Source organism: Streptomyces sp. RKND-216 (assembly GCF_004795255.1).
Taxonomy (GTDB): Bacteria; Actinomycetota; Actinomycetes; order Streptomycetales; family Streptomycetaceae; genus Streptomyces; species Streptomyces hazeniae.
The window spans coordinates 3,019,368-3,043,851 of sequence record NZ_SSBQ01000002.1 but is presented as its reverse complement, the minus strand read 5'-3'; the positions used below and the strand labels follow the sequence as shown (position 1 = coordinate 3,043,851).

The 24,484-nt window shown below is 74.2% G+C and carries 24 protein-coding genes and 1 pseudogene; 10 read left to right on the top strand and 15 right to left on the bottom strand.

Annotated features, from left to right (window positions below; translation table 11 throughout):
- Nucleotides 1-65: 65 nt before the first annotated feature.
- Entirely contained in the window at nucleotides 66-1,976 is a 1,911-nt protein-coding gene (locus tag E4198_RS13555) for a DUF4328 domain-containing protein (RefSeq protein WP_136183381.1), read from the top strand.
- 53 nt (nucleotides 1,977-2,029) lie between these two features.
- Here the strand turns inward: E4198_RS13555 and E4198_RS13550 are convergent, their stop codons facing one another.
- Both E4198_RS13550 and E4198_RS24880 read right to left on the bottom strand, forming a co-directional pair.
- Nucleotides 2,030-2,707, bottom strand: coding sequence for a sortase (locus tag E4198_RS13550; protein WP_168711426.1), 678 nt, complete (start codon nucleotides 2,705-2,707; stop codon nucleotides 2,030-2,032).
- A gap of 4 nt (nucleotides 2,708-2,711) precedes the next feature.
- On the bottom strand, nucleotides 2,712-3,278 hold the full coding sequence (locus E4198_RS24880) for a hypothetical protein (RefSeq protein ID WP_168711425.1): 567 nt from the start codon (nucleotides 3,276-3,278) through the stop codon (nucleotides 2,712-2,714).
- A 131-nt stretch (nucleotides 3,279-3,409) separates the two neighbouring features.
- Here E4198_RS24880 and E4198_RS13545 point away from each other — a divergent pair.
- A pseudogene (locus E4198_RS13545) lies at nucleotides 3,410-3,589 on the top strand (GNAT family N-acetyltransferase); the annotation flags it as partial.
- Nucleotides 3,590-3,610: 21 nt separating this feature from the next.
- On the opposite strand, the gene E4198_RS13540 reads toward E4198_RS13545, so the two are convergent.
- Nucleotides 3,611-5,257 (bottom strand): ABC transporter permease, encoded by a 1,647-nt coding sequence (locus E4198_RS13540; RefSeq protein ID WP_136185365.1) that lies wholly within the window; start codon nucleotides 5,255-5,257, stop codon nucleotides 3,611-3,613.
- Between the two features lie 8 nt (nucleotides 5,258-5,265).
- A complete protein-coding gene (locus tag E4198_RS13535; protein WP_136183379.1) occupies nucleotides 5,266-6,210 on the bottom strand; it encodes an ABC transporter ATP-binding protein in 945 nt (314 codons plus the stop codon).
- A 92-nt stretch (nucleotides 6,211-6,302) separates the two neighbouring features.
- Between E4198_RS13535 and E4198_RS13530 the strand changes: the two genes are divergently transcribed.
- Nucleotides 6,303-6,791, top strand: coding sequence for a MarR family transcriptional regulator (locus E4198_RS13530; protein ID WP_247597669.1), 489 nt, complete (start codon nucleotides 6,303-6,305; stop codon nucleotides 6,789-6,791).
- Between the two features lie 59 nt (nucleotides 6,792-6,850).
- Here E4198_RS13530 and E4198_RS13525 read toward each other — a convergent pair whose 3' ends face one another.
- Nucleotides 6,851-8,260: a helix-turn-helix transcriptional regulator gene (locus tag E4198_RS13525; RefSeq protein ID WP_168711424.1), complete on the bottom strand. Its 1,410-nt coding sequence runs from the start codon at nucleotides 8,258-8,260 to the stop codon at nucleotides 6,851-6,853.
- 190 nt (nucleotides 8,261-8,450) lie between these two features.
- Between E4198_RS13525 and E4198_RS13520 the strand changes: the two genes are divergently transcribed.
- Nucleotides 8,451-9,113 carry a hypothetical protein gene (locus E4198_RS13520; RefSeq protein WP_136183377.1) on the top strand — a complete coding sequence of 221 codons (663 nt, stop codon included), beginning with the start codon at nucleotides 8,451-8,453 and terminating at the stop codon, nucleotides 9,111-9,113.
- 113 nt (nucleotides 9,114-9,226) lie between these two features.
- On the opposite strand, the gene E4198_RS13515 is transcribed toward E4198_RS13520, so the two are convergent.
- Nucleotides 9,227-10,417 (bottom strand): hypothetical protein, encoded by a 1,191-nt coding sequence (locus tag E4198_RS13515; RefSeq protein WP_136183376.1) that lies wholly within the window; start codon nucleotides 10,415-10,417, stop codon nucleotides 9,227-9,229.
- A gap of 248 nt (nucleotides 10,418-10,665) precedes the next feature.
- On the opposite strand from E4198_RS13515, the gene E4198_RS13510 reads away from it, so the two are divergent.
- The 6 genes from E4198_RS13510 to E4198_RS13485 all read left to right on the top strand — a co-directional run bounded on the left by E4198_RS13510 (nucleotide 10,666) and on the right by E4198_RS13485 (nucleotide 14,552).
- A complete protein-coding gene (locus E4198_RS13510) occupies nucleotides 10,666-11,949 on the top strand; it encodes an adenylosuccinate synthase (RefSeq protein WP_027764215.1) in 1,284 nt (427 codons plus the stop codon).
- A 244-nt stretch (nucleotides 11,950-12,193) separates the two neighbouring features.
- Nucleotides 12,194-12,385, top strand: a complete 192-nt coding sequence (locus E4198_RS13505) for a DUF6381 family protein (RefSeq protein WP_027764216.1) — start codon at nucleotides 12,194-12,196, stop codon at nucleotides 12,383-12,385.
- Nucleotides 12,386-12,751: 366 nt separating this feature from the next.
- Entirely contained in the window at nucleotides 12,752-13,612 is an 861-nt protein-coding gene (locus E4198_RS13500) for a Scr1 family TA system antitoxin-like transcriptional regulator (protein ID WP_136183375.1), read from the top strand.
- A gap of 13 nt (nucleotides 13,613-13,625) precedes the next feature.
- Nucleotides 13,626-13,817 (top strand): DUF397 domain-containing protein, encoded by a 192-nt coding sequence (locus tag E4198_RS13495; protein WP_136183374.1) that lies wholly within the window; start codon nucleotides 13,626-13,628, stop codon nucleotides 13,815-13,817.
- A gap of 151 nt (nucleotides 13,818-13,968) precedes the next feature.
- Nucleotides 13,969-14,277 (top strand): hypothetical protein, encoded by a 309-nt coding sequence (locus E4198_RS13490; RefSeq protein WP_136183373.1) that lies wholly within the window; start codon nucleotides 13,969-13,971, stop codon nucleotides 14,275-14,277.
- Nucleotides 14,256-14,552, top strand: coding sequence for a hypothetical protein (locus tag E4198_RS13485; RefSeq protein ID WP_136183372.1), 297 nt, complete (start codon nucleotides 14,256-14,258; stop codon nucleotides 14,550-14,552). The genes E4198_RS13490 and E4198_RS13485 overlap by 22 nt, the downstream gene beginning before the upstream one ends.
- 560 nt (nucleotides 14,553-15,112) lie before the next feature.
- Here the strand turns inward: E4198_RS13485 and E4198_RS13480 are convergent.
- From E4198_RS13480 to E4198_RS13440, 9 genes are all read right to left on the bottom strand, one after another.
- Nucleotides 15,113-15,850 (bottom strand): alpha/beta hydrolase, encoded by a 738-nt coding sequence (locus tag E4198_RS13480; RefSeq protein ID WP_136183371.1) that lies wholly within the window; start codon nucleotides 15,848-15,850, stop codon nucleotides 15,113-15,115.
- Nucleotides 15,847-17,103 (bottom strand): kynureninase, encoded by a 1,257-nt coding sequence (gene kynU / locus E4198_RS13475; protein WP_136183370.1) that lies wholly within the window; start codon nucleotides 17,101-17,103, stop codon nucleotides 15,847-15,849. The genes E4198_RS13480 and kynU overlap by 4 nt, the downstream gene beginning before the upstream one ends.
- On the bottom strand, nucleotides 17,096-17,986 hold the full coding sequence (locus tag E4198_RS13470; RefSeq protein ID WP_136183369.1) for a tryptophan 2,3-dioxygenase family protein: 891 nt from the start codon (nucleotides 17,984-17,986) through the stop codon (nucleotides 17,096-17,098). The genes kynU and E4198_RS13470 overlap by 8 nt, the downstream gene beginning before the upstream one ends.
- A 239-nt stretch (nucleotides 17,987-18,225) precedes the next feature.
- The gene (locus E4198_RS13465) at nucleotides 18,226-18,639 is read right to left on the bottom strand and encodes a DUF3151 domain-containing protein (RefSeq protein ID WP_027764225.1); all 414 of its coding nucleotides are present in this window, start codon (nucleotides 18,637-18,639) and stop codon (nucleotides 18,226-18,228) included.
- Between the two features lie 117 nt (nucleotides 18,640-18,756).
- A complete protein-coding gene (gene fbaA, locus E4198_RS13460; protein ID WP_136183368.1) occupies nucleotides 18,757-19,779 on the bottom strand; it encodes a class II fructose-bisphosphate aldolase in 1,023 nt (340 codons plus the stop codon).
- Between the two features lie 249 nt (nucleotides 19,780-20,028).
- On the bottom strand, nucleotides 20,029-20,568 hold the full coding sequence (gene pyrE, locus E4198_RS13455; protein ID WP_136183367.1) for an orotate phosphoribosyltransferase: 540 nt from the start codon (nucleotides 20,566-20,568) through the stop codon (nucleotides 20,029-20,031).
- Nucleotides 20,569-20,607: 39 nt separating this feature from the next.
- Nucleotides 20,608-21,444 (bottom strand): aldose 1-epimerase, encoded by an 837-nt coding sequence (locus E4198_RS13450; RefSeq protein WP_136183366.1) that lies wholly within the window; start codon nucleotides 21,442-21,444, stop codon nucleotides 20,608-20,610.
- Between the two features lie 181 nt (nucleotides 21,445-21,625).
- Nucleotides 21,626-22,573 (bottom strand): hypothetical protein, encoded by a 948-nt coding sequence (locus E4198_RS13445; protein WP_136183365.1) that lies wholly within the window; start codon nucleotides 22,571-22,573, stop codon nucleotides 21,626-21,628.
- A 147-nt stretch (nucleotides 22,574-22,720) separates the two neighbouring features.
- A complete protein-coding gene (locus E4198_RS13440; RefSeq protein ID WP_136183364.1) occupies nucleotides 22,721-24,376 on the bottom strand; it encodes a polyamine aminopropyltransferase in 1,656 nt (551 codons plus the stop codon).
- Between the last annotated feature and the right edge of the window lie 108 nt (nucleotides 24,377-24,484).

Here is a 24,484-nt window from a genome sequence, read left to right as displayed (position 1 = left end):
CGAACCCCTCTATCCTCGGTGGCGGTTGACTGCCGCACGGCACGGCACGACACGGGGGAGGACGCATGGAGGGGCTGGGCAGCCACGACCCTCGCTGGATAGGCGGCTACCGCCTGCTGGGCAGACTGGGCGAGGGTGGCATGGGCCGCGTCTACCTGGCCCGTTCCGAACGGGGCCGGACGGTGGCGGTGAAAGCCGTCAAGGCGGAACTCGCCCGGCAGCCGGACTTCCGCCGCCGCTTCGCCCTGGAGATCGCCGCCGCCCGGCGGGTCGGCGGCGAGTGGACCGCGCCGGTCCTGGACGCCGACACCGAGGCCGCCGAGCCCTGGGTCGCCACCGGCTACATCGCCGGTCCCTCCCTCGCCCAAGTGGTCGACCACGACTACGGCCCGCTCCCCGAGCAGTCCGCCCTCGCGCTGGCCTCCGGCCTGATCCGGGCGCTGACCGCCATCCACGCCGCCGGCCTGGTGCACCGCGACCTCAAACCGTCCAACGTCCTCATCACCTTCGACGGCCCGCGCGTCATCGACTTCGGCATCGCCCGCGCCGTCGACGCCGCGCTCCAGTCCTCCGGCGGGCTCACCAGTACCGGCGCGGTGATCGGCTCTCCCGGGTTCATGTCCCCGGAGCAGGTGCGCGGCACGCCCGTCACGGCCGCCTGCGACGTGTTCTGCCTCGGCGCGGTGCTGGCGTACGCGGCGACCGGCCGGATGCCGTTCGGTACCGCCGACTCCGGCATCCACGCACTGATGTTCCGCATCGCCGAGGAGGAGGCGGACCTCACCGGCATCGAGGGCCGCCTGCGCGACCTCATCACGGCCTGCCTGGCCAAGGACCCGGCGCAACGCCCCAGCCTCGGGACGCTGGCCGGCTGGGCGGGTGACGAACTCTCCGGCACCTGGCTGCCGGGCGAGGTCCTCGCCCAGCTCGGGCGTCACGCCGTGCAGTTGCTGGACAGCGAGGACCCGGAGGCGGCTGCGGCGGTCCGCGCCCCGGCGTCGTCCGCGGGGACGGCGACGGGCCCCGGTCTGGGCGCGGGTACGGGCACTCCGCCGCCGGGCCCCTACCGGCCGCCGGGTCCGCCCCCGTCCGCCTACGGCGTGCCGGGCACGCCGCCCGGGCCGGCCGCATCCGCGACGCCGGGACCGTACGGCTACCCGCAACCCAGGCCGTGGAGCCCCGGGCCCACGCCCCCTCCCGGCCCGCACCACACCGGATACCGGACCACCTCCCCGTACGGTCCGGGAACGGTCGGCCCCGGCCCCCGGCCCGCGGCCGGACAGCAGCGCGCCGGCGCGGCGCCGTCCGGACCTCCGCGCTCCCCTCGCGGCCTGGCCACGGCCACCTGGACCCTGCTCGCCGCCGTGCTGGCCTGGACGGTGCTGGACCTGCTGTTCAGCTTCGCCGCCTACGGCACCTACAGCGACTACGCCGACTCCTGGGAACCGACCCTCGTCCCCGACTACGACGGCCTCAAGGCGTGGTCCGTCACGCTGGACGTCCTCGCGTTCCTCGTCGCCCTGCCGCTGATCACCCTGTGGCTGATGTGGTTCTGGCGGGTGCGGCTGAACGCCGAGGCGTTCCGCCCCGGCGTTATGCGGTACGGCCCCGGCATGGCGATCGGCGGCTGGTTCCTCCCCGTCGCCAACCTGTGGATCCCCAAGCAGATCGCCGACGACATCTGGGCCGCCTGCGCTCCCCCCGCGCCAGGCCGGCCCGCTTGGAACGGCGCCGGGCCGCACCGTACGGGGCTGCTCAACGGCTGGTGGACGATGTGGCTGACCAGCTCCCTCATCGGCTCCCTGCTCGGCTGGCAGGAGTGGCACGACGCGAGCACCGCGCTGGAGGCGCGCGGCTGGCTGGTCTGGGGCATCGTCACCGACCTGCTGCTGGTGCCCGCGACGATCCTGGCCATCCTCGTCGTGCTCCGCCTCACCCGCGCGCAGGAGACCCGTATGTCCCGCACGCACCGCTGACCCCACCGCCACGACATGCCGCGCCACGCCATGCCGCCGGGCGGTCGGCGTGCTCAGCGGGCGTGGGCGAACGCGACGACGCTCGTGTCGTCGACGACAGGTTCCGTCCAGGCGCCGCCGACCGCGACCAGGCGGAGCATTCCACCGGCGTCCCCGGGCACGTCGCCGAGTTCTCCCGGCGGCCCTGCCGCCCCGTACCGCTGCACGGCGTGCACCTCGTACCGCACCGTCCGGTCGTCCGCCCGCAGCACCCTGATCTGCGCGCCCGCGCGCAACCCGCCGAGGCCAGCGAACGCCGCCGGACCGGTCCCGGCGTCGAGGTGCCCGACCAGCACGGCCGCGCCCTTCTCGCCGGGCGCCGGAAGTCCAGCCGCCCAGGCCACCTGCATCGGGTCGTCGGGCGGTGCGACCGGGATGCCGTCCCCGGCGCGCTCCTCGACCGGCACGATCCCCGCGTCCACGCCGGTCCCGCGGATGGCGACCCGTACGGGCGCCGTACGCGCCGGACGTCCCGACGCCTCCCCGGCCCCGGCGTCCACCCCCGGCACCCGGTCGCTGACCGCCAGGCCGGACTCCCCAGCGCCGGTGTCCGCGGCCAGGACCGCGGCGTTCGCCGCGGACGGTCCCGGAACGAACCGGCACGTCACCACGGTGAAGACCACGGCCGCGACCACCGAGACCACCTCGAGGCGGCGGCTGCGCGAGGACAGCCGCTCGTACCGGGTCGTCACCGGTTCACCGCCGCCCCGCGCGGGCCCGGCGCCGGGACGCGACCCGGCGGGCGGTGAGCAGGTAACCCGCGAGCGCCGCCCCGGCCAGCCCGCCGCCGAAGGCGAGGGCGACGCCGTCGACCTGGTTCGCCTCCTCCCCGCTCCCCCCACGGGCCAGGTGGCGGTGCGAGCGCCCTTCGGACGTGACGAAGGTGGTGGTCAGCGACTCGGCGGCGCTGCAGTTCGCGGTGACGACGTACGAACGGCCGGGCGGCAGGCCGGACTTCACCCGGGCCTCGGCGACGAGACCGCCCCCGGCGGCAGCCGGCCGCAACGCCGGCGCGTCCGCGAAAGCGGTGGAGAACACGCCTCCGTGGTCCACGTCCCCACCGCATCGCGCCCGGACGGTCACCGTGCTGCCGGGGTCGCCGGCCGCCGGTGTGAGCGTGACCGCGTCCCGGGGACGGCTGGTGTCCGGCGCTCCGGGGGCTCCGCCCCCTTCGCTCGCGGCGGCGGACGGCACGGCGAGCGCGGCGACCGCGGCGCATGCCGCGACCGCTGCGGCGAGGTGGGGACGGGCGCGCGGAGTCATACGGCCATCCGACCAGCACGGCAGGCCCGCTGCACCCGGTGCGCGCCTCTTCGGGTGCCCCCCACGGGGGTGAGCCTGCCCGGGCCACCCGTACGTGCGTCCGGTCGCGGCCACGGACAGAGCGGGGACCGGTGGTGGCCGCCCACCGCCGTTCCCGGGGTGTCGGCGCGGAGTTGGTCGCGACGGCGGCGCGGGGTTCCCGCGCCGCCGGGTGCCGGTGGCTGCACGTCGACTTCGAGGAGCACCTGCGGGGGTTCTACCTCGAGACCTGCGGCTTCCGGCCGACCGCCGCAGGTCTCGTCGCGCTGTAGCGGCTGCTGCGTGAGCAGCCGCTACTTCGTCTCCAGGTCCCGTCGGCGGAATCCTGCGATCCCGAAGGCGACCAGGGCCGCCGCCACCGCCGTGAGACCGGCCGCCGCTCCCCAGTCCATGCTCTCCGCCGGCACCCGCGGCACGTGGCCGAAGGGTGACAACTCGGCGAGCCAGTCGGGGAGGTCCAGGATCGGGCCCAGGTAGCCGACCACGAACGCGTACACCGGCACGATCCAGACCGCGGCCGTGGCGCGCGGCGCCCAGCCGAAGAGGGCGACGCCGACCCCGGCGGTGACCCAGAGCGCGGGCGCGTAGGCCAGTGCCGCGCCCAGCAGGTCCGGCACCACGCCCGCGTCGCCCGTGCTCGCGGCCCCCAGCAGGCCGAAGCCCAGCCCGGCGGCCAGCAGCACGACGACACCTCCCGCGGTCGCCACCGCGACGTGGCTGCCGACCCAGCGTGCCCGGGACAGGCCGGTGGCCAGCAGGGGTTCGGCACGCCCGGCGGTCTCCTCGGCACGCGGCCGCAGCGCCGCCATCACCCCGTGCACGGAGGCGACGACCGCCACCACGATCATCACCGTCGCGGCGAACGACTCGGCGAGCGAGGCGTCGCCGACCTGCCGCACGACCTCCCTCAGCTCGGCGAGGTCCTCGATCATCTCCTCGGCCTGGCCGAGGATCGAGCCGTACATGGCGCCGAGGACGAACAGGCCCGCCGCGAAGCCGTACAGCAGCCCGCGTTGCTGCCGCAGCGCGAACCCGACGGGGCGCGTCAACAGGCCCGACGCGGAGCCGCGGCCGGTCCGCGCCGCCCGCAGTCCGGCGCCGAGGTCGCGCCGGGTGCTGAGCACGTACCCGGCGGCTGCCGCACCGGCGGCGAGCAGCAGGCAGAGCAGCAGCGGCCACCAGCGGTCGTCGACGAAGACGTAGGTGCGCTGCGCCCAGCCGATCGGCGACAGCCACGACAGCGCGCCGCCGCCCACGTCTCCCGCGGCCCGCAGCGCGTACGCGGCGCCGATGGCGGCCAGGGCCATCCCGGAGGCGCCCCGGGAGTGTTGCGTGACCTGCACCGTTACTGCGGCGACGCCGGCGAAGACGATGCCGACGGCCGCGTGCGCCGCCCCGTACAGAAGGGAACCGTGCCACCCGACGCCCTCGGCGCCGCTCGCGCCCAGGCCCGCCGCGAGCAGGCCGCCGAGTGCCAGGGAGGCCAGCGCCGCGGTGACGAGAGCCGCCGTCAGGTGCGCGTGCCGTCCCACGACGGCCGCCCGCACCAGCTCGGCGCGGCCGGTCTCCTCCTCCATCCGGGTGTGCCGTGCGACGGTGAGCACGGTCATCAGCCCGACCAGCACGGCTACGAAGCCGAGCATCTGATGGCCCATCATCGCGCCGAGACCGTAATCGTCCAGGTAGTGCCCGGGGCCGCTCATCGCCAGCCCTGCCGGGCTTCCCAGCGTCTTCGCGATGGCCGTGCGGTCCGCGTCGGTCGAGTAGGTCTGCTCGAAGCTCGACAGCGAGGCGAGCGTGCCGGCGGTCAGCGCCCCGATCCAGACGGGCAGGCGTACGCCGTCGCGCCGCAGGGCGAAGCGGAGCAGCACGCCCGTGCCGGCCAGCGCGCCTCCGCGCGCGTCCGTTCCGGTCGCGGAGCCGGCGGCCGTCCGCTCCACGGTGGCGGTCACGAGCCCACCCCGCTCCGGAGCGCGCCGGCCTCCTCGCCGTCCGCCACGTCGCCGTAGTGGCGGAGCATCAGCTCCTCCAGCGTGGGCGGGTGGCTGGTCAGCGAGCGGATGCCGCACTCGGTGAGCCGCCGGATCGCCGCGTCCAATTGGGCGCCGTCCACGGCGAAGCGCACCCGCCCGTCGTCGCGTTGCACATCGTGCACGCCCGTCAGCTCCTCCAGTCCGGTCGCCGGGCGTTCCGTCTCCGCCTCGACGGTGGTCCGAGTGAGGTGGCGCATCTCCTGGAGCGTGCCGGACTGCACGACCTTCCCGAGCCGCACGATGCTCACCCGGTCGCAGAGCTTCTCCACCTGGGCCAGGATGTGGCTGGAGAGCAGCACGGTCCGGCCGGCCGCCTTCGCCTGGGTGACGACGTCCTGGAACACGACCTCCATGAGCGGGTCGAGGCCGGCCGTGGGCTCGTCGAGCAGGAGCAGTTCGGCGTCCGAGGCGAGCGCCGCGACGATTGCGACCTTCTGCCGGTTGCCCTTCGAGTAGGTGCGGCCCTTCTTCGTCGGGTCGAGGTCGAAGCGTTCGAGGAGTTCGTCGCGCCTCCCCTTGTCCACACCGTCTCCCCCGCGCAGGCGGGCGAGGAGGTCGATGGCCTCACCGCCGGTGAGGTTGGGCCACAGCTCGACGTCGCCGGGCACGTACGCGAGCCGCCGGTGCAGCGGGACGGCGTCGTGCCACGGGTCGAGTCCCAGTACGCGTGCGTGTCCCCCGTCGGCCCGCAGCAGGCCGAGCAGGACCCGGATCGTCGTCGACTTCCCCGCGCCGTTCGGGCCGAGGAAGCCGTGCACCTCCCCCACGTCGACGTGCAGGTCGAGGTCGTCGAGCGCCCGTGTCCGGCCGAACGTCTTCACGAGGCCCGACACGGAGAGGGCTTCCCTTGCCTTGGTCATACACACGAAGCTACATTAGGTTCAGAAATTTATGAAGATTCAGAGCAGCTAGGATTCGGAGGAGAGATCACCGCACAGGGGAGAACGCCAGGGTGAGTGCCGACGACTACGCGACGCGCCTGTCGCCCTTCGTCGAACGTTTCGCGGCCGACCTGACGGAGGCCGGCATGCAGCGCATGGCGGCCCGGGTGTTCGCGTGCCTGCTCGCCTCCGACGAGGGCGCCCTCAGCTCGGCCGAACTCGCCGACCGGCTCCAGGTCAGCCCCGCGGCCGTGTCCGGCGCGGTGCGCTACCTGGCCGGCGTGCACATGGTCAGCCGCGAACGGGCCCCCGGCTCACGGCGGGAGCTCTACCGCGTCCAGGAGGACGTCTGGTGGGAGACGTTCACCAACCGCGACGTCCTGCTCTCCCGCTGGTCGGCCACCGCCCGCGCCGGTGCCGAGGCCATCGGCCCCGACACCCCGGCGGGCCGCCGCCTCAAGGAGACCGGCGAGTTCTTCGCCTTCCTCAAGGACGAACTCTCCGGCCTGATGGCCCGCTGGCGGGAGCTGCGCGCAGAGCGGGCGCGTTCCGGCGACTGACCCCGGACGGCCGGCCGAACCCCGCCGCGACGGGGCGGGGGGAGCGGAGGGGCGCGGACTCACGCACCCGCCCCCTGCCACGCGCCGGCGCCCCAGTCGTAGCCGTACGCCTCGCCGTCGCCGCCCCCGCTCGTACGGAACGGCCGGCCGCCGTCGTCGATCCGCAGCGTCCCCGTGCGGTCGCCGCTGCTCCAGCGCACCTCCAGGTACCACTCGCAGTCGTACCGCTCCGTCCGCGCCTCGACCCGCAGCACCAGCGGCTCGCCGGCCGTCACCTGGTACGGCAGGCGCGTCGCCGGAAGATGCGTCCCATCCTCGCCGTCGTACCCGTCCTGCGGACGGGCCACCGGCCGGGCCGCGTCCAGGCCCACCGTGAACGCGGCCGGAGTGAGCGCCCCGCCGCACCCGTTGCTCATCCCGTACGCCGGCCAGTCCAGCGGCGCGCGCCGGTCCGCCACCCGCACGTACACGCCCTCGACCACCACGGGCTCCGCACCGGCCGCCCGTACGGTCGCCTCCACCACCGTGTCGCCGCCGTGCACGGCGCCCACCGCCGAGGCCCAGCCGCGCGCGTCCTGCTCCACGGGCGGCTCCGGCACCTGTGTCGGCGCGCGGTCCACGAGATAGGTGTGGTCACAGCCGTGCCGCCACACGTGGAACCCGGCGGTCCAGGTCAGCGGCGACCCGGTGACGTCCCGCCCCCGGCCCTCACCGCCCTGCTTCTTCCCGGGGGCGTCCTTCTCCGGTCCGGCCTGACGGGCGGCCGCGGAGGGTGACCCCGAGGGGGTGCGCTCCCGCCCCGGGGCGGTGGGCGACGCGGTCGCCGCGGGGCCGGCAGCCCGCCGCGCGCCGTCCGGACCGGCGACAGGGGTGGGGTCTGCTCCGCGCCCCTCCGGGCCGGAGGCGACGAAGGCGGACACGGCCACCGTTACGACCAGGGCGACCAGGGCGGCCACCCGCCACAGCCGAAGGCGGGCGGCGACGCTCCGCCATGCGCCCGGCCGGTCGTCCGCCACTCCGGCGGCCCGCTCCCCTCGGTCCTCGCCCCCGTCCGCCGCCACCGGGACGGCGGGTGACGCCGGGCCGGTGTCGGGTGGCGCATCCGCGGGCGACGGCGGGCCCTCGGCGGGCGGCGGCCCTCCCGCATCGGCCGCCGGCCCGCCGTGCGCCACGGGCTCGACCGCCCGCGCGCCGCCCGGCACGTCGCCGTCCCGTCGGGCGCGGCTCGCGTCGGCCCGCACCCAGCGCCGGTGCAGTGCGAGCAGTTCCTCCGGCGTCGCGCCGCACAGGCGCGCGAGCCGCTCCACCGGCGCGTAGTCCAGCGGCACCGCCTGGCCGTTGCAGTAGCGGTGCAGCGTCGACGTGCTCAGGTGGGCGCGCTGGGCGAGTTGCCCGTAACTGCGTCCCGAACGATCCTTCAGCCGCCGCAGGCAAGCGGCGAACTCCTCCGTGTCCCGCGCTGCACCCATCCCGGCCGGCTCCCCTCCGTCGTCCCGTCCCGCCGGTTCCCGTCCCGGGAAGCGTTCCAGGGCCACTCCGTTTCCCCATGTCAGCGTACGTGCGGACGTCCCGGCGTCCCGGATTCCCCGCGAGCTGTTGCCCCCATGTGACACGCCGGGCAACGCTCCTGGTGAACCGTCAAACGGAGGGACACCCACCATGCACATCCACCGCCGCGCCCTGCGCACCGCGGCTCTCACGGCCGCCGTCGTCACCACCACGATCGGCCTGGTCGCCGTGGGCTCCGCCCAGGCGGCGCCGGAGGGCGCGCCCGCGGACGCGTCCCGCCGGGCGGCCGCCGCGCCGGCGTTCCTCGCGCCGGACGAACTCCCCGCGCACCCGTCCTCCGCGTGGTACGCGGAGGAGGCGGCGGCCGGCCTGCCGGAGTTCCCGGTGTTCTGCCTGGAGGACGCGCTGCCCGCCGAGGGAGCGTCGCACCGGCGGTTCTGGACCGAGTTCGACACCTCCGCCGTGCAGGTCAGCGTGCGGACGGCCACCCTGAAGGACGCTCGGGCACTCGCCGCGGAGGCCGAGGAGTCGGTACGGGCCTGCGCGGCGGCGTACGAGGAGCAGTACCCGGGCGCGGAGGCCGAACTGGTCGACTACGGGCGCGTCGACGTGCAGGAGGGCGCCCACGTCTACGGCGTGGACACCGCCGACCCGGACGGCACCGGCACCAGCGACGCCCACCTCTTCGGCATCGGGCGCGACGGCCGCACCGTGACCGTCGTGGACTGGGGCCAGATGGGGAACCTCTCGCACGCCCCAGTCGACGACTTCCGCACGACGACCCGTACGGCCGTGGAGAAGCTGCGGAGCTGACGCTCCGCCCAGGAGCCACGGTGCCGGTGCCGGAAGGGGGAACCCGGCACCGGCACCGTGACGTCCCCGTCCCCGGGCGTCCTCAGACGTCCCCGGGCCTCCTCAGGCCATCCTCAGGCGTCGCCGTGCTCGTCGTCGCCCGCCGCCGGCCCCGGCAGGGTGAGCCACCAGGCCGAGTCCATGGCCGTCCAGGTGCGGGCCCGGACGGGTCCGCCGACCAGCGCGTCCGCGCGGTATCGGAAGTCGGGCCCGGAGACGGTGACCGTGCGTGCGCGGGCGTAGAGCGGTTCGGACGTGGCCCGGCGGCGCACCGCGACCGTCGCCAGTCCGTCGCCCCCGGGAGCCAGCCACACCCCCACGACCGGGCGGTCCAGGTCGGCGAGCGTCGCTCCGTCGGCCTCCACGCGCAGCCGCAGCGGCGGTCCGTGCCCGCCGGCCGGCCCCCCGGCAGCGCCCGCCAGTGCCCCGAGCAACGGCAGCGGCCGCGCGAGCGTCCGTACCAGCGAACGGCCGACGCGGAGCAGCGGCTCCCGCGCGTCGGCGTGACCGCCGCGCTGCCCGTACCCGGCCGCGGCGGAAGCGGAACCGTGCCGGGGCACCGCCCAGGCCCCCGGGCCGTCCGCGCCCCCGCGCGCACCGGTGCCACGCGCCCCGCCGTCGGCCCCCGGCTCTCCCGGAACCGCCCCTCCGCGCGCCGCGCCTCCGCCGGGCGGCGCCTCGCGGGCAGGCGGGCGCGGCTCCGGCACCCGGTCGCCCTGGGCCGCCGGCTCGCCCGGGCCCGCCCCGTCCGCCGCGGGCGGGCCCGCTCCCGGACCGCAGGAACCGCCCGCGCCGTCCGCGCCGCGCGCACCGCCCGCACTCCCGGCGCGCGCGGGCACACGAAGCGCCCCCAGCACCACTCCGCCGCTGTCGTCGACCAGCAGGTCCCGGGCACGGTCCGTGCCGTTCAGCGCCACCCGCGAGGCGGCGACGGCGTCGCCGGGCACACCGAGGGCCCGGGCCAGCACGGTGACGTCCGGCGGGCCGACCGGCACCACCGCCAGCGCGCACGCCGACAGCTCCCGCTCCCGGTACAGCAGCCGCACGGTGCGCAGCAGGGCACGGTCGTCGCCGACCACCACCGGCCGCCGGCTGCCGCGCCGGGCGAGCGCCCGTTCCACATCCGCCGCGCACTCGGGCACGCACACCTTCGCCCCTCCCGCGCCGGCGCCCGCGCAGAGGACGTCCCTCGCGATCCGTACGGACTCCCCGTCCGTCGCCCGGGCGACGGGGTCGATGACGACCAGCAGGTCTGGAGCCGACACGTCGTTCCTCTCTCCAGGTTTCGTCGGGCGCTCGCAGCCCGCGAGCCCGCGCGGCCGGGCGCACGCCCCGGCCCGAGTGCCACGGGCGTTCGCACCCCGGCAACCGGTTCCGGTAATCTCTCGGTGCAAGAGCCCCTGTCGCTGTTGCGCCAGGGGCTTCATCAATCCGGGGCAGGCCCGTCACGGCTCTCGCGAGGCGAAAGCGCCACGCACGTGGGACATGCCCCGCCCGGAAGGGGTGTACGCCTGTGCCCGCACTTGTGCTGCTCGGTGCTCAGTGGGGTGACGAGGGCAAGGGGAAGGCCACCGACCTGCTCGGCGGGTCGGTCGACTACGTGGTGCGCTACCAGGGCGGCAACAACGCCGGCCACACGGTCGTCGTCGGCGACCAGAAATACGCGCTGCACCTGCTCCCCTCCGGCATCCTGTCCCCGGAGTGCACCCCGGTCATCGGCAACGGCGTCGTCATCGACCCGGCGGTCCTGCTCTCCGAGCTGAGCGGGCTGAACGAGCGTGGCGTCGACACGTCCAAGCTGCTCATCAGCGGGAACGCGCACCTGATCACGCCGTATCACACGACGCTCGACAAGGTGACGGAACGTTTCCTGGGCAAGCGGAAGATCGGCACCACCGGCCGCGGCATCGGCCCGACGTACGCCGACAAGATCAACCGTGTCGGCATCCGCGTGCAGGACCTCTTCGACGAGTCGATCCTCACGCAGAAGGTCGAGGCCGCCCTGGACTTCAAGAACCAGGTGATGGCCAAGCTCTACAACCGGCGTGCCATCGTCACCGAGCAGGTCGTCGAGGAGCTCCTCGGCTACGCCGACCAGCTGCGCGGCTTCGTCGCGGACACCACGCTGATCCTCAACGACGCCGTCGACGAGGGGAAGGTCGTCCTCTTCGAGGGCGGCCAGGGCACCCTGCTGGACGTCGACCACGGCACGTACCCGTTCGTTACCTCGTCCAACCCGACGGCCGGCGGCGCCTGCACCGGCGCGGGCATCGGCCCGACGAAGATCAACCGGGTCATCGGCATCCTCAAGGCGTACACCACGCGAGTCGGGGCCGGCCCGTTCCCGACCGAGCTGTTCGACGCGGACGGCGAGGCGCTGCGCACCATCGGCGGCGAGCGCGGCGTGACCACCGGCCGCGACCGGCGCTGCGGGTGGTTCGACGCGGTCATCGCCCGCTACGCGACCCGCGTCAACGGCCTCACCGACTTCTTCCTCACCAAGCTCGACGTGCTCACCGGCTGGGAGCAGATCCCGGTCTGCGTCGCCTACGAGATCGACGGCGAGCGCGTCACGGAGCTTCCGTACAGCCAGACCGACTTCCACCACGCGAAGCCGGTGTACGAGTACCTGCCGGGCTGGTCGGAGGACATCACCAAGGCCAAGACCTTCGCCGACCTGCCGAAGAACGCGCAGGGCTACGTGCGCGCGCTCGAGGAGATGTCCGGTGCGCCGATCTCCGCGATCGGCGTCGGGCCCGGCCGCGACGAAACCATCCAGATCAACTCCTTCATCTGACCGCCGTACGGCATGACGGCCTGATCAGCCGATCGTCCGGCGGTGAGCGGGCCGGCGCCCGAGCGGCCCGGCCCGGCGCGTTCGGCCGACGGGGCACCCACGCACACACCTGCCCGTGGGCGTCCCGTCGGCCGTTCGTCGTCTCCGCCCCGGGCGGCGTTCCCGGCGCGGGGATGACGGGTGGGCGCCGCGTCTGTTTCGATGGGGATTGCACGGTTTCTTCCCCGTAGCCCAGGGAGCGGTCATGACGGCCATGGAAGAGTCGCGGCGCCGGGTCCAGCAGATGCGCGCGCAGGTGCGGGACCTGACGAAGGCCGCCGCCGGGACGGACGACCCCGAGCAGCGCGCCCGCCTGGAGGAGAAAGCCCGACGGATGGAGAGCCGCTGCGAGCAGGAGAGCGGCATGGCCGGCGGCGACATCTACCCGCCCATGTGACCGCCCCGCCTCTGCGGACACTCCACGCAGGTGAACACCCCGCGACACCTCGCCCTCCGCACGGCCTCACGCGGCGGGGCGGGCGTCACGCCTCGGTCGCTCACGGAGAAGAAGGGACGAGCCACCCCTCGTCAGCGGCATTCCCCAACAAAGTCCAATCCCCACGTCTCCCCAGGCGTGACCGGTCTCCGACGCCGTCCCACGTCACGGATCGGACGGAACGGTCGAGCGCCTTGATGCGCCCTTGCACCCCCGCCCCCGATGCACGTCGATGGCCGCACCGCACGCAGAGTCACCAACAGTGCCGGTGGCAGGACGGCGCCGGTTAGCCTGTGGGGTCGTGAAGGGCTTGGGAAGGGCGGGTCGATGGCCGTGCGGAAGCCGCCGACGGAGCGTCAGCGTCGCCTCGGAGCGGAGTTGCGCAAGATGCGCGAACACGCGGGGTTGTCCCTGACGGATGCGGCCGCGTTGCACGGCACCGACAAGACCACCATGAGCAACACGGAGTCGGGGCGGTTCGGCGTCAGTCAGGACCGCGTCCGCGTGTGGGCGGCGAACTACGCGTGCCATGACCAGGACTACGTGGGCGCCCTGGCCGGAATGGCCCGCGAGCGGCGGGCGGGCGCGAAGAACTGGTGGGACGGCTACCGGGACCTGTTGGCCGCCGGACTGCTGGACCTTGCCGAGATGGAGCACCACGCAGTCGCCCTGCGGACGGCACAGATCACGCACATGCCCGGTCTTCTCCAACACGAGGACTACGCCCGCGCGGTCTTCAACGAAGCGGTACCTCCTCTTCCGGCTGAGGAGCTGGAGAGGAAGGTCGCCTTCAGGGTCGGCCGGAGCCGCGTCCTGCACCACGGCGACCCGCCCGCGTGCACGTTCCTCATCCACGAGACCGCACTGCGCATGCGTTTCGGAGCAATCGCCGTCGCCAAGCGACAACTGGATCACCTCCTGGAGCAGTCGGACCACCCCCACGTGACGGTTCGGGTCCTTCCGTTCGCGGCGGGCGGCTTCCCCAGCGCGGGCAGTTCCGCGCTCTACGCCTCGGGGCCGGTCGCACAGCTCGATACGGTGCAGAAGGACACGCCGACCGGGGCGGCGTTCCTGCACGGCGAGACCCAACTCGCGAACTACCGGGCCATCCTCTGCCGCATGGAGGAGCGCTCACTCGACCATGCCTCCTCCCGCGACATGATCCGGGAGGTGGCGAAGCAGCTGTGAAAGCAGGAGCAGAGTGCATCTCGACTGGCACAAGTCCTCCTACTCCGAGGACTCCGACGGTAACTGTTTGGAGGTCGCCCGGCACGAGGACGGCCTCCTCATACGGGAGAGCGACGATCCCGACGTCATAGCCGACCTCGGTACGGCGGCAGCGAGAGCCTTCCTCGGTTACGTCAGGCATATGCCGCTTCACTCTTCGAAGTGACAAACGTTGTGAAGTAGCTGGAATTCGCGCTAGCGTGAGCACGCTTGGAGATTCAAGTGCCGTCGGCAATCAACAGGTTGCCGACGTGAAGATGCCCCGGCGGTGTCCGACCACCCCGGGGCGTGGCCAACGCTTGTAGAGGAGCGTCAGCGTGACCAAGCCTATCCGGCATGCCCTGTTGCGGGCACTCACCGGCCTGGTGGCCGTGCTCGTGCCCGCCACCGGGTGCCGCCGCAGGACGGCGACGGGCGACACGGCGACCCCGGCCGCATCGCGGCCCTCGCCGCGCGCCGCGGACGACTGGTGGCCGATCGTGGACCACCCCGGGCGCGTCCTCAGCCGACCGTGGCTGCTGACCCCCGAACAGCGGGAGCGGATCACCGCACTGGCAGTCGCCCTCGACGGGCAGGGCGTCGGCTCCCCGGCGAGCGGGGCGTCGTGGGCGGGGGTGGCCGCCTGACGGGCTCGCTCCCGGGGGGACTGCGCGTCCATCGCGTTCCCGGCAAGCCGCTGCGGCGGGAGGAGGACGGGCGGTACGCGCTGCACCTCTGGCTGCAGCAGGACGGCCGGTTCGACGGCGACCTCGCCCTCCGCATGTCCCCGGCGGAGGCGGAACTGCTGCACGCGCAGCTCTGCTTCGCCCTCGCCGACGCCCCCGTGACGACCCGTCCGGCCGACACCCCGCACTGCCGCCGGGTCGGCGGCAGTCGTCCGGAGCCGGTCAGCCGGCCGTAGCGGGCTCTCCCGAGTGGGGCCGCGACGTCGTCGCGGCCCCAGCCTGGCGGTCATCGCGGTGCTGTTCGCGCTCGGCTCGCTGGTGATCGGCGTGACGCTGCCGCGAGGGGTGGGGCGGGCCGCGACACCGCCTTCGACGCCTGGTCAGGAGGTGCCCGAGGGCTACTGGCGGATCTTCGTGGACGGCTTCCGCTTCCTGCGCGGCGACCGGCTGCTGCTGCTCGCGGTCGGCCAACGCCCCCACCCGGCCCAGCAGTCGGCCTGGCACCCGCGCTCGTGGGCGTGGCGGTGGTGTACGTCGCGGTGGTCTCGGCGTCCGCACTCCGTCCGGAGTGGCGGGAGATGGACCGCACGCGCAGCGCCCTACGGCGCCGGGCACCCTCGGACCGGCACGACGCCGCCCCGGCGAAGCAACCGGACCCACCCGGCTGACGAGACCGGGTGGACGACGCCTGGATTTCCCGGCCCGGCTCCGCGCCGCCGCCCGACGGCCCGTTCGGTCCGCCGCGGACGGGCCCACGATCCCCGCGCGTGGCGTGGCGCCGAGCGAGGCCAGGACGTCAGCGCAGGGCGTCGAGGAGGACGTGGAAGGCGGGGGTGCCGGGGGTGAGGGGGGCGAAGTGACCGGTGGCGGGGAGGAGGTGGAGGCGGGCGCCCCAGTCGGCCGCGTAGCGGCGGGAGAGCTCGACGGGGACGTCGGGGTCGGCGGTGCCGTGCAGGATCTCCACCGGGACGCGGGGGAAGAGGCGCATCGGGTCGGCCTCCGGCAGCCGCGCCGCGACGTGCTCCTCGCCGCCCAGGAACTCCGCGACGGCACCCTCGCTCAGGCCGAGGGCGTGGGCGCGGGCCAGGTCGGCGACCGGCGCGACGGCCAGCACGCGGGCTGCCGCCGCGCGGTCCCGCTTCCACGCCGCCCACAGCGCGAGCTGGCCGCCCGCGGAGTGGCCGAGCAGCACGTGCGGGGGTGCGCGGAGGGCGCCCAGCGCGGCGTCGACGTCGTCGGCCGTACGCGGCCAGCCGCCGTCGCCGCCGATCCGGCGGTACTCCACCAGGTCGACGGTCCAGCCGTGCGCGGCCAGCGCCCCCGCGAACGGCGTGAGGTGGGAGCGGTCGTACGCCTCCCGCCAGTAGCCGCCGTGCAGCACGGTGACGCGGGGGCCGTCGGGCGGGCCGTACTGGTCGATCACCTGCGAGGGGTGGTCGCCGTAGCGCAGGGTGCGGTCGGGGGCGACCGGGGGCAGGCCGCTCAGCGCGGCCCACTCCCGGTCGGCCTGCCCTGTGCCGGGGGCGTCGCTCAAGCCGGGCCGCCCGGCGTCGTGGCCTCGGCCAGCACCTCTGCGAGCACGCGCGCGGCGCGCTCGGCGTCGGCGAACGAGGTGTAGAGCGGAGTGAAGCCGAAGCGCAGCACGTCGGGCCGGCGGTAGTCGCCGACGACGCCGCGCGCGATCAGCTCCGTCATCACCTCGCCCGCGTCCGGGCAGCGCAGCGCGACCTGGCTGCCGCGCCGTTCGTGCGCGGTCGGGGTGATGACGTGCACCCGTCCGTCCGGTACGTACGCCTCGACGCAGCGGACGAAGAAGTCCGTCAGGGCGAGGGACTTCGCACGCACGTCCGCGATGTCGACGCCGTCCCAGACCTTCAGCGACTCCTCGAGCGCGAGCAGCGACAGGATGTCGGGCGTGCCGACGCGGCCGCGCACCGCGCCCTCGCCCGCCGCGTAGACCGAGGCCATGGCGAACGGGTCGACGTGCGAGTTCCAGCCCGGCAGCGGCGAGTCGAAGCGCTCGGCCAGGTCGGCGCGCACGTACAGGAACGCGGGCGCGCCGGGGCCGCCGTTGAGGTACTTGTAGGTGCAGCCGACGGCGAAGTCGACGCCGTGCGCGTCCAGGTCGACGGGGAGTGCACCCGCGGTGTGGCACACGTCCCACACCACGCGCGCGCCGGCCCGGTGGGCCGCCCGGGTCGTGCCGGACAGGTCGGCGAGTTCGCCGGTGCGGTAGTCGACGTGGTTGACCAGCATCACGGCCGTGTACGGGCCGGCCTCGGCGGCCATCTCGCCCGCCGGGACCGGACGCACGGTGCAGCCCGTCATGCGGGCCGCGGACTCGGCGATGTAGCCGTCCGTGGGGAACGTGGAGGCGTCCACCAGGACCTCGGTGCGGCCGGGGGCGTCCTCCTGCGCGATGCGGACGGCACCGACGACGGCCTTGAACACATTGACGCTGGTGGAGTCGGACACCACGACCTGGCCGGGGGCTGCGCCGACGAGCGGGGCGATGCGATCGCCGATCCGCTCGGGGGCCTCCCACCAGCCGGACTCGGTCCAGGAGCGGATGCGCATCTCGCCCCACTCCCGCCGGATCACGTCGGCGACCCGGTCGGGCACCCCGGCGGGCAGCGCGCCCAGCGAGTTGCCGTCCAGGTAGACGGTGTCGTCGAGGACGAACTCGGCGCGCTTGGCGGCGAGACGGTCGCCGGCGTCGAGGGCGGCGGCCTCCTCGGCGGGGTCGCCGCGGCGGGCTGCGCCCGCGACTGTGGTGGTCTCAGACATGGCTGCGGGCCGTCCAGAGCTCGGGGAACACATTCTTGGTGGCGCGCTTCTCGAGCCAGGCGACGCCGGCGGAGCCGCCGGTGCCGACCTTCGAGCCCATGGCGCGGCGGGTGGCGACCAGGTGGTCGTTGCGCCAGCGCCAGACGAGTTCGGCGACCTCGGTCAGCGCCTCGCCGAGGCGGACCAGCTCCCGATCGCCGTCGCCCTCCGCCGTGTAGACGCCGGCCCACACGGCCTCGACGGCCGCGTCGGGCTCGTACTTGCGCGACACGTCCCGCTCCAGCACCTGCGCGGGCACGTCCTGGCCGTGCCGGGACAGGTAGTGCAGCACCTCGTCGTAGAGGCTGGGCTGGTGCAGGGCCTTCTCCAGCTCGGCGTGCACGCGGGGGGCGCCGCGGTGCGGCACCAGCATGGAGGCGGACTTCTCACCGAGCAGGAACTCCAGCCGCCGGTACATGGCGGACTGGAAGCCGCTGCCCTCACCGAGGGCGGAGCGGTAGGCGTTGAACTGCGCGGGGGTGAGGTGGGCTATCGGCTCCCAGGACGCGTTCAGCGACTGCAACTCGTAGGTCGAACGCTTCAGCGCGGCGAGCGCGCCGTTCAGGTCGTCCCCGCGCAACGACCGCGCAGCGGTCTCCCACTCGTGGACGATCAGCGTGAACCACAACTCCATGACCTGCGTGGTGACCAGGAAGGCCATCTCGCCCGGGTCGTCGGAGAGCGGGTGCTGGAGGTGGGTGAGCACGTCCGCCTGTACGTAGTCCTCGTACGGGGTGGTGCCGTGGAAGTCCAGCTCGGGGGCCTGTACCTCGTCGGTCTGCGGCTCGGGCGCGGGTGCGTCCGGGGACGGCTGACCGGCGGGAACGCCGGTTTCGTGGGACATCTGGTGTCTCCGTGGATCGTGGCGTCCGGGTAGCGGTCCGCTCCTTCCGTTCGGCGATGGAGCTCCGGTCCCCTCGGGCCGTGCGATCCGTGCGCGGCCCACACAGCATCATCGCGAGCATGCCCGGCCGGGACAAGTCCGGGCCGGGCATATGCCGCGAGGCGGTGCTCACCCGGCCATCCGGGCAGGCCCCGCGCGCCGTGCGGCGCCGTGTGTCACACCGAGCGCTACGCCGTTCGCTACGACAGCGTGGACGCCGCGGTCGGCGAGCTCTCCTTGAGGAAGGTGCTGCAGCGCTCGTACTCCTCCAGCTCGCCGATGGCCTGGGCCGCCCGGGCGAGTGCGTGCAGCGCGCGCAGGAAGCCGCGGTTCGGCTCGTGCTCGAACGGCACCGGGCCGTGGCCCTTCCAGCCGTTGCGGCGCAGGGCGTCCAGGCCCCGGTGGTAGCCCGTGCGGGCGTAGGCGTACGACTCGACGACTCGTCCCGCGGTGTAGGCGTCGTCGGCGAGCTGCGCCCAGGCCAGCGAGGACGTGGGGTGCTTCGCGGCCACGTCGGCGGGCGCCGTGCCGGAGGCGAGCAGCTCCCGCGGCTCGGGGTCGTCGGGCAGGTGGGTCGGGGGCGGGCCCCCGAGCAGGTTCTCGTGAACGGTCATGTCTCCAGTCTGCACGCCCGGCCCGGGCACCCACCGCACAGGGCCCGGCACCGTGCGGTGCCGGGCCCTGTGGGGAGCCGGGTGGGCGCCGTGCGCGTCAGCGTCCGGGCGTGCGGGTCACTTCAGGCGGGTGCCGGTCGAGCGCAGGGCGCCGCAGGCCTGCTGCACGCGCGCGGCCATGCTCTTCTCGGCTGCCTTGCCCCAGCTGCGGGGGTCGTAGACCTTCTTGTTGCCGACCTCGCCGTCGATCTTGAGCACGCCGTCGTAGTTGCGGAACATGTGGTCCGCGACCGGGCGGGTGAAGGCGTACTGGGTGTCGGTGTCCAGGTTCATCTTGACCACGCCGTTCTCCAGCGCGGTGGCGATCTCCTCGTCGGTGGAGCCGGAACCGCCGTGGAAGACGAAGTCGAACGGGTTCTGCGTGCCGAACTTCGCGGCGACTCCGTCCTGGAGGTCGCGCAGCAGCTCCGGACGGAGCACGACGTTGCCCGGCTTGTAGACGCCGTGCACATTGCCGAACGACGCGGCCAGCAGGTAGCGGCCCTTCTCCCCCAGGCCGAGGGCCTCGGCGGTGCGGATGGCGTCGTCGACGGTGGTGTAGAGCTCGTCGTTGATCTCGTGGGTGACGCCGTCCTCCTCGCCGCCGGTCGGGGTGATCTCGACCTCGAGGATGATCTTGGCGGCTGCGGTGGCGGCGAGCAGTTCCTGGCCGATCTCCAGGTTGTCCTTGAGGTTCTCGGCGGAGCCGTCCCACATGTGGGACTGAAAGAGCGGGTTCTGGCCTGCGGCCACGCGCTCCTTGGAGATCTCGACCAGCGGGCGGACGTAGCCGTCCAGCTTGTCCTTGGGGCAGTGGTCGGTGTGCAGGGCGACGTTCACCGGGTACTTCTTCGCGACGATGTGCGCGAACTCGGCGAGCGCCACCGCACCCGTGACCATGTCCTTGTCGTACTGGCCGCCCAGGAACTCCGCACCGCCGGTGGAGATCTGGATGATGCCGTCGCTCTCCGCCTCGGCGAAGCCGCGCAGAGCGGCGTGCAGCGTCTGCGAAGACGTGACGTTGATGGCCGGGTAGGCGAACCTGCCTGCCTTCGCCCGGTCGAGCATCTGGTTGTAGACCTCGGGGGTTGCGATGGGCATCTGTCCGCTCCTTGTGAAGTACGTGGTGCGTGGCCGTACGGCTCCGGGGTCGGGGTCCGGGACCGGGCTCGGCTGAGGGAGGCGACGTCATCGTCGCCCCCCATCTTTCCAGACGGGGCCCGAACCTCCAGCCCCCCTCACCCGCGGGCCCGGGCGGCCTCCCGGGCGGCCGGTCCGCGCACGACGGCGGCGGAGTCGGTCACGGAACGTAGTTTCACGTGAAACATCGACCGGCCGTCCGCGTGAACGTCAGGCGAGTTCCAGGTCGTTCAGGTCGTACGCGTACACGTACGGCAGGCCGGCATCGTCGATCGCGGCCGCGGCGGAGCGTTCCACGATGGTCGCCACCGCGACCACCTCGGCGCCCGCCTCGCGCGCGGCCTCGACGGCGGTGAGCGGGGAACCCCCGGTGGTGGAGGTGTCCTCCACGATCAGCACGCGCCGTCCGGCGACGTCCGGGCCCTCGATGCGGCGCTGGAGGCCGTGCGCCTTGCCGGCCTTCCGCACGACGAACGCGTCCAGGTGACGGCCGCGGGCGGCCGCCGCGTGCAGCATGGCGGCCGCGACGGGGTCGGCGCCCAGCGTCAGGCCGCCCACGGCGTCGTAGTCGAGGTGGGCGGTGGCGTCGAGCATGACCTGCCCCACGAGCGGGGCCGCCTCGCCGTCCAGGGTGATCCGGCGCAGGTCGACGTAGAAGTCGGCCTCGATCCCGGAGGAGAGAGTCACCTTGCCGTGCACCACGGCCTTGGTCTTGATCTGTTGCAGCAGCGCGGCACGCGTCTCGTCCATGCACCCGAGCCTATGCGAGCGCCCACTGATCGGGTCGGGTCAGGTCAGGTGGCGCCAGGTCCAGGTGGTGGCGATCTCCAACGGCTCGATCGGCGTGACGAAACGCGGCAGCGAGTTGAGCCCGTTCGGCGGGCCGGACTGCGGCTCCACACATACGGCGGCCGGCTGCTCGTCGTAGAGCACCACCCACTCGGCGCGGCTGGAGACGTTCAGCTCCAGCTCCTCCGGCCAGGTCAGGGTGACGTCCACGCCCTGCGGCATGCCGAAGCAGTCGTCCCACGGCCCGGGCTGCGGCTCGATGCGACGGCCGGTGGGCAGATGGTCCGCGCCGCGCTCCTCCTGCCACTCCGGCGCGAAGCGGATCTGCGCCTCCGCTCCGCCCTCGCGCAGCGTGCGGCGGAACCACGGGTGCCAGCCGGCCTGTGCCGGGAACGAGTTGCCGTAGGTCTCCACGCCCAGGGTGAGCGTGATGCCGCCGCCGTCCTCCGCCAGCTCCACCAGCTGGGTCACCACGCCGTCCCACGGCCACGGGTCGGTCAGCCCGACGGTGAACGCGGCGGATCGCTCATCGGCACGGATGGTGCGCCAGGGCAGGCGCCGGACCGTGCCGTGCATCGCGTGCGGACCACCGAGCCCGTCGCGGACGTCCTGCTCGGACGGCACCGGTAGCTGGTGCAGCTCCCCGCCGTTGCGGAAGCGCCCGTGGTCTGTGCGACCGCACCAGGGAGCCATGACGAACGCCCCGTGGCCGGGGCCCTGGACCAGCAGTTCGGTGCCGCCCGCGACGAGCGACGCCAGACGGCAGCCGTTCTCCGGTTCGACGGTGACCGCGGTGTCGCCGGAGCGGAGTGTGACGGGGGTGGCGGAGTTGGTCATGCGACGACCCTAAGGGGGACGCCCTGGGTGAGGTGCGCGGCCGCGCCCGGGTGTTGACGGACCGTCGCAAGGTCGCCCGCACGGCATGGACGGCGGCGGCTTGCACGCGCCGCCCGCGACCTCGGCACACTGCGCGGGCCGGCGACCGCGAAACCGGCCGCTCGACGACAGGACGCCCGGATCAGCGGCGGCGTCGCAGCGCGCGGGTCAGCACGACGGCACCAGCGAGGACGGCGGCCGCGGCGGGCGCCGCCCAGCGCAGCGCGTCGGTCGCGGCGCCGGTCTGGGGCGAGGGCACCGGCGCGTAGCGGCCGCGCGGCGGAGCATGGTCCACCTCTTCGGCGCTCCGTCCGATCATGGTGCGCCGGGCGTGTGCGGCCTCCGCTGTCGCGGCGTCCTCGTCGACCAACTCCTCCTCGAACGGCTCCTCGTCGTCGATCTCGTCGCCCGTCGGGTCCAGGGACGAGGGCGGGACGTCGGCGTCGAAGATGCCGCCGGACGGCTTCTCCTCCTCCCGGCGGGCCGAGGGCTCGCCGGTCTCCGGACCGGGGATGCCGGGGATGACGCGCTCGTTGTCGTCGGGTGCGCCGAGCCCGGCGGGACGCCCGGCGCCGCTCCGGGACTCGACGTCCTCGGGTCCCTCGGCACCGGACGGAGGGCCGGAGACGCCGGAGACGCCGGAGACGCCGTCCGTGCGCAAGCTCTCCTCCAGCGCGGAGCAGAAACGGTCCAGCAGCCGTCTTCCGGCGCCGACCGTCGTCCTCTGCTCGTGCTCGAAAAGGCGGCCCTCCCCCGTCACCGTGCCGGAGCAGGTGAGGCGGGTGCCCTCACCGTCCTCGGCCGCGTGCGGCACCAGCTTCAGCGCGAGCTTGACCGTGCCGCTGCCACGGGCCTCGGCGCCGGATCCCTCGACGGTGAAGCCGTCGCCCTGCGGGATCAGCGTGAGACTGCCCCGGTAGGTGATGGTGGAGCCCCCGATGCGGACGCGCAGGCGGCCCTCCACCGCGTCGCCACCGCCCGAAGCGGCGTCCACCTGGAGTCCGGGGACGCAGCGTGCCACGCGCTCACGCTCGGCGAGCGCCGCACGTACCGAGCCGACGGAAAACGGAACGTACACCTCGTGCTCCATACGCCGGAGCCTACCCACCAGGACCGAATCGATGGACATCCCCGGCAGCATTCCTCCGCGCGTCGTGATGCACCCGGCGCCCGGCATCCCCCGGGCGCGCGGCTCGCCCCTGCCCCGCCACCCCCGTCCGACGGCGGCGGCACGTGCTCACTCGTCGTAGCGCGGGTGCATCAGCGTGGAGGAAGGCAGCCCGGCCATGCGCTGTGCCCCCGCACGGCTCACTGCGGAGGACAGGGAGCGTCCGGTCAGCGCGCTGAGCGCGGGCCGTACCGGTGGCGGCGCCGTCCGCACGGCGGGCGGCGTGTTCCCGGGCGCGGCGAGCACGAATCCCCACTGGTCCGAGACACGCCCGGGCTCTCCGTCTCCGTCGCCGGGAAAGGGGAGGGCCGGACGGGCGGAGGCCGTGGCGTGCCCGGAGACCCGCCCGCCCAGGGCATACGGCGTGGTGGCCAGGCCCGCCGCCCGAAGCGTCGCCTCGACCGTCCAGAAATCGCGGGGACTCAGGTCCGGCGGTCCGCCGTGCACGGCGAGGCGGCCCGTCGGTGCGAGGGCACGGGCCAGCAGGCCGTAGAACTCCTGGGAATAGAGCCGGCGCGCGTCCGGCCCCTGCGGGCCGGGCAGGCCGGAGAGGATCACGTCGTACGGTCGCGCGCCCGGATCGCGGGTCCGCAGGCGGTGGAAGGCGTCGGCGGTGACCACCCGCACGCGGGGGTCGGCGAAGGCGCGGCCGTTCATGCGGGTCAGCACCGGATCGGTGCGGGCCAGGTCCACCACTCCGGGCTCCTGCACCAGCACCGTGACCGACCGGACCTGGCGGTAGCCGAGGATCTCCCGCAGCGCCAGGCCGTCGCCGCCGCCGAGCAGCAGCACCCGGCCGCGCGGACCGGAGGCGAACGCCGGGTGCACCAGCGCCTCGTGGTAGCGCTCCTCGTCGGCCGAGGAGACCCGCAGCCGGCCGTCGACGAAGAACCGCAGCAGGTGCTCGCCGCCGCTGCGGCGGCTGCCGGGCAGCGGCTGCCCGGTGAGCACGAGCTGCCGGCCGTCCGCGTCGACGGAGACCCGGACGTCCGCGCCGTAGAGCGCCTGCCGGGCGGCGTGCTCGAAGGGGGAGACGAGCTGGGCGGCGAGGGCGAGCAGCGCGCACACCGCGCCGTTGACGACCAGCAGGCCGCAGCGGGCACGGCGGCCCAGGTCGTACCGGAAGAGCCAGAGCACCACCACGCCGCCGGCCACCGCGTTGACCACCCCGGTGAGCAGGGCGCCGGTCAGCTGTCCGAAGAACGGCAGCAGGAGGAAGGGAAAGGCGAGCCCGCCCACCAGCGCACCCACGTAGTCCGCGGCGAACAGGTCGGCGACGGCGCCGCCGGGGTCCTGGCGCCGGATGCGCTGGATCAGGGTCATCAGCAGCGGCATCTCGGCGCCGATCAGCACACCGATGGCGACGGCGAGGGCCACCAGCGTGGCCCGGGGAGCACCGAACCAGGCGAAGCTCGCGTACAGCGCCATCGCGGAGCCGCCGCCGACCAGCGCCAGCAGGCCCTCCACCAGACCGAAGCCGACGGCCGCGCGGCAGCGGAGCCGTTTGGCCAGCAGCGAGCCGACGCCCATGGCGAAGACCATCACGGCCAGCACCACCGACGCCTGGGTCACCGGGTCCCCGATGAGGGAGGCGGCCAGCGCGACGAGTTCGAGCTCGTAGACGAGTCCGCAGGCCGCGCAGACGAAGACGCAGACCAGCACCACCGCCCGGCCGACGGCGGCCGGTACGGGCAGCCGTGCGGACGGGACGTACTGGTCGATCATGACACGCACGCTACGTGACGGAATATGCCCCGCCTGTCACCCACAAGCGTGACCGGGGCGTGCGCACCCGTGCGCGCTACCCCGTTCACGCCGGGCGGGCGCGGGCGC

Excerpts from the sequence above, each read along its gene's own strand:
- E4198_RS13470 (WP_136183369.1), bottom strand. The coding sequence starts at position 17,986 with ATGTCCCACGAAACCGGCGTTCCCGCCGGTCAGCCGTCCCCGGACGCA.
- E4198_RS13450 (WP_136183366.1), bottom strand. The coding sequence starts at position 21,444 with ATGACCAACTCCGCCACCCCCGTCACACTCCGCTCCGGCGACACCGCG.
- E4198_RS13445 (WP_136183365.1), bottom strand. The coding sequence starts at position 22,573 with ATGGAGCACGAGGTGTACGTTCCGTTTTCCGTCGGCTCGGTACGTGCG.
- E4198_RS13440 (WP_136183364.1), bottom strand. The coding sequence starts at position 24,376 with ATGATCGACCAGTACGTCCCGTCCGCACGGCTGCCCGTACCGGCCGCC.
- pyrE (WP_136183367.1), bottom strand. The coding sequence starts at position 20,568 with ATGGACGAGACGCGTGCCGCGCTGCTGCAACAGATCAAGACCAAGGCC.
- E4198_RS13555 (WP_136183381.1), top strand. The coding sequence starts at position 66 with ATGGAGGGGCTGGGCAGCCACGACCCTCGCTGGATAGGCGGCTACCGC.
- E4198_RS13535 (WP_136183379.1), bottom strand. The coding sequence starts at position 6,210 with ATGACCAAGGCAAGGGAAGCCCTCTCCGTGTCGGGCCTCGTGAAGACG.
- E4198_RS13520 (WP_136183377.1), top strand. The coding sequence starts at position 8,451 with ATGCACATCCACCGCCGCGCCCTGCGCACCGCGGCTCTCACGGCCGCC.
- E4198_RS13465 (WP_027764225.1), bottom strand. The coding sequence starts at position 18,639 with ATGACCGTTCACGAGAACCTGCTCGGGGGCCCGCCCCCGACCCACCTG.
- E4198_RS13505 (WP_027764216.1), top strand. The coding sequence starts at position 12,194 with ATGACGGCCATGGAAGAGTCGCGGCGCCGGGTCCAGCAGATGCGCGCG.
- E4198_RS13525 (WP_168711424.1), bottom strand. The coding sequence starts at position 8,260 with ATGGGTGCAGCGCGGGACACGGAGGAGTTCGCCGCTTGCCTGCGGCGG.
- E4198_RS24880 (WP_168711425.1), bottom strand. The coding sequence starts at position 3,278 with ATGACTCCGCGCGCCCGTCCCCACCTCGCCGCAGCGGTCGCGGCATGC.
- kynU (WP_136183370.1), bottom strand. The coding sequence starts at position 17,103 with ATGTCTGAGACCACCACAGTCGCGGGCGCAGCCCGCCGCGGCGACCCC.
- E4198_RS13500 (WP_136183375.1), top strand. The coding sequence starts at position 12,752 with ATGGCCGTGCGGAAGCCGCCGACGGAGCGTCAGCGTCGCCTCGGAGCG.
- fbaA (WP_136183368.1), bottom strand. The coding sequence starts at position 19,779 with ATGCCCATCGCAACCCCCGAGGTCTACAACCAGATGCTCGACCGGGCG.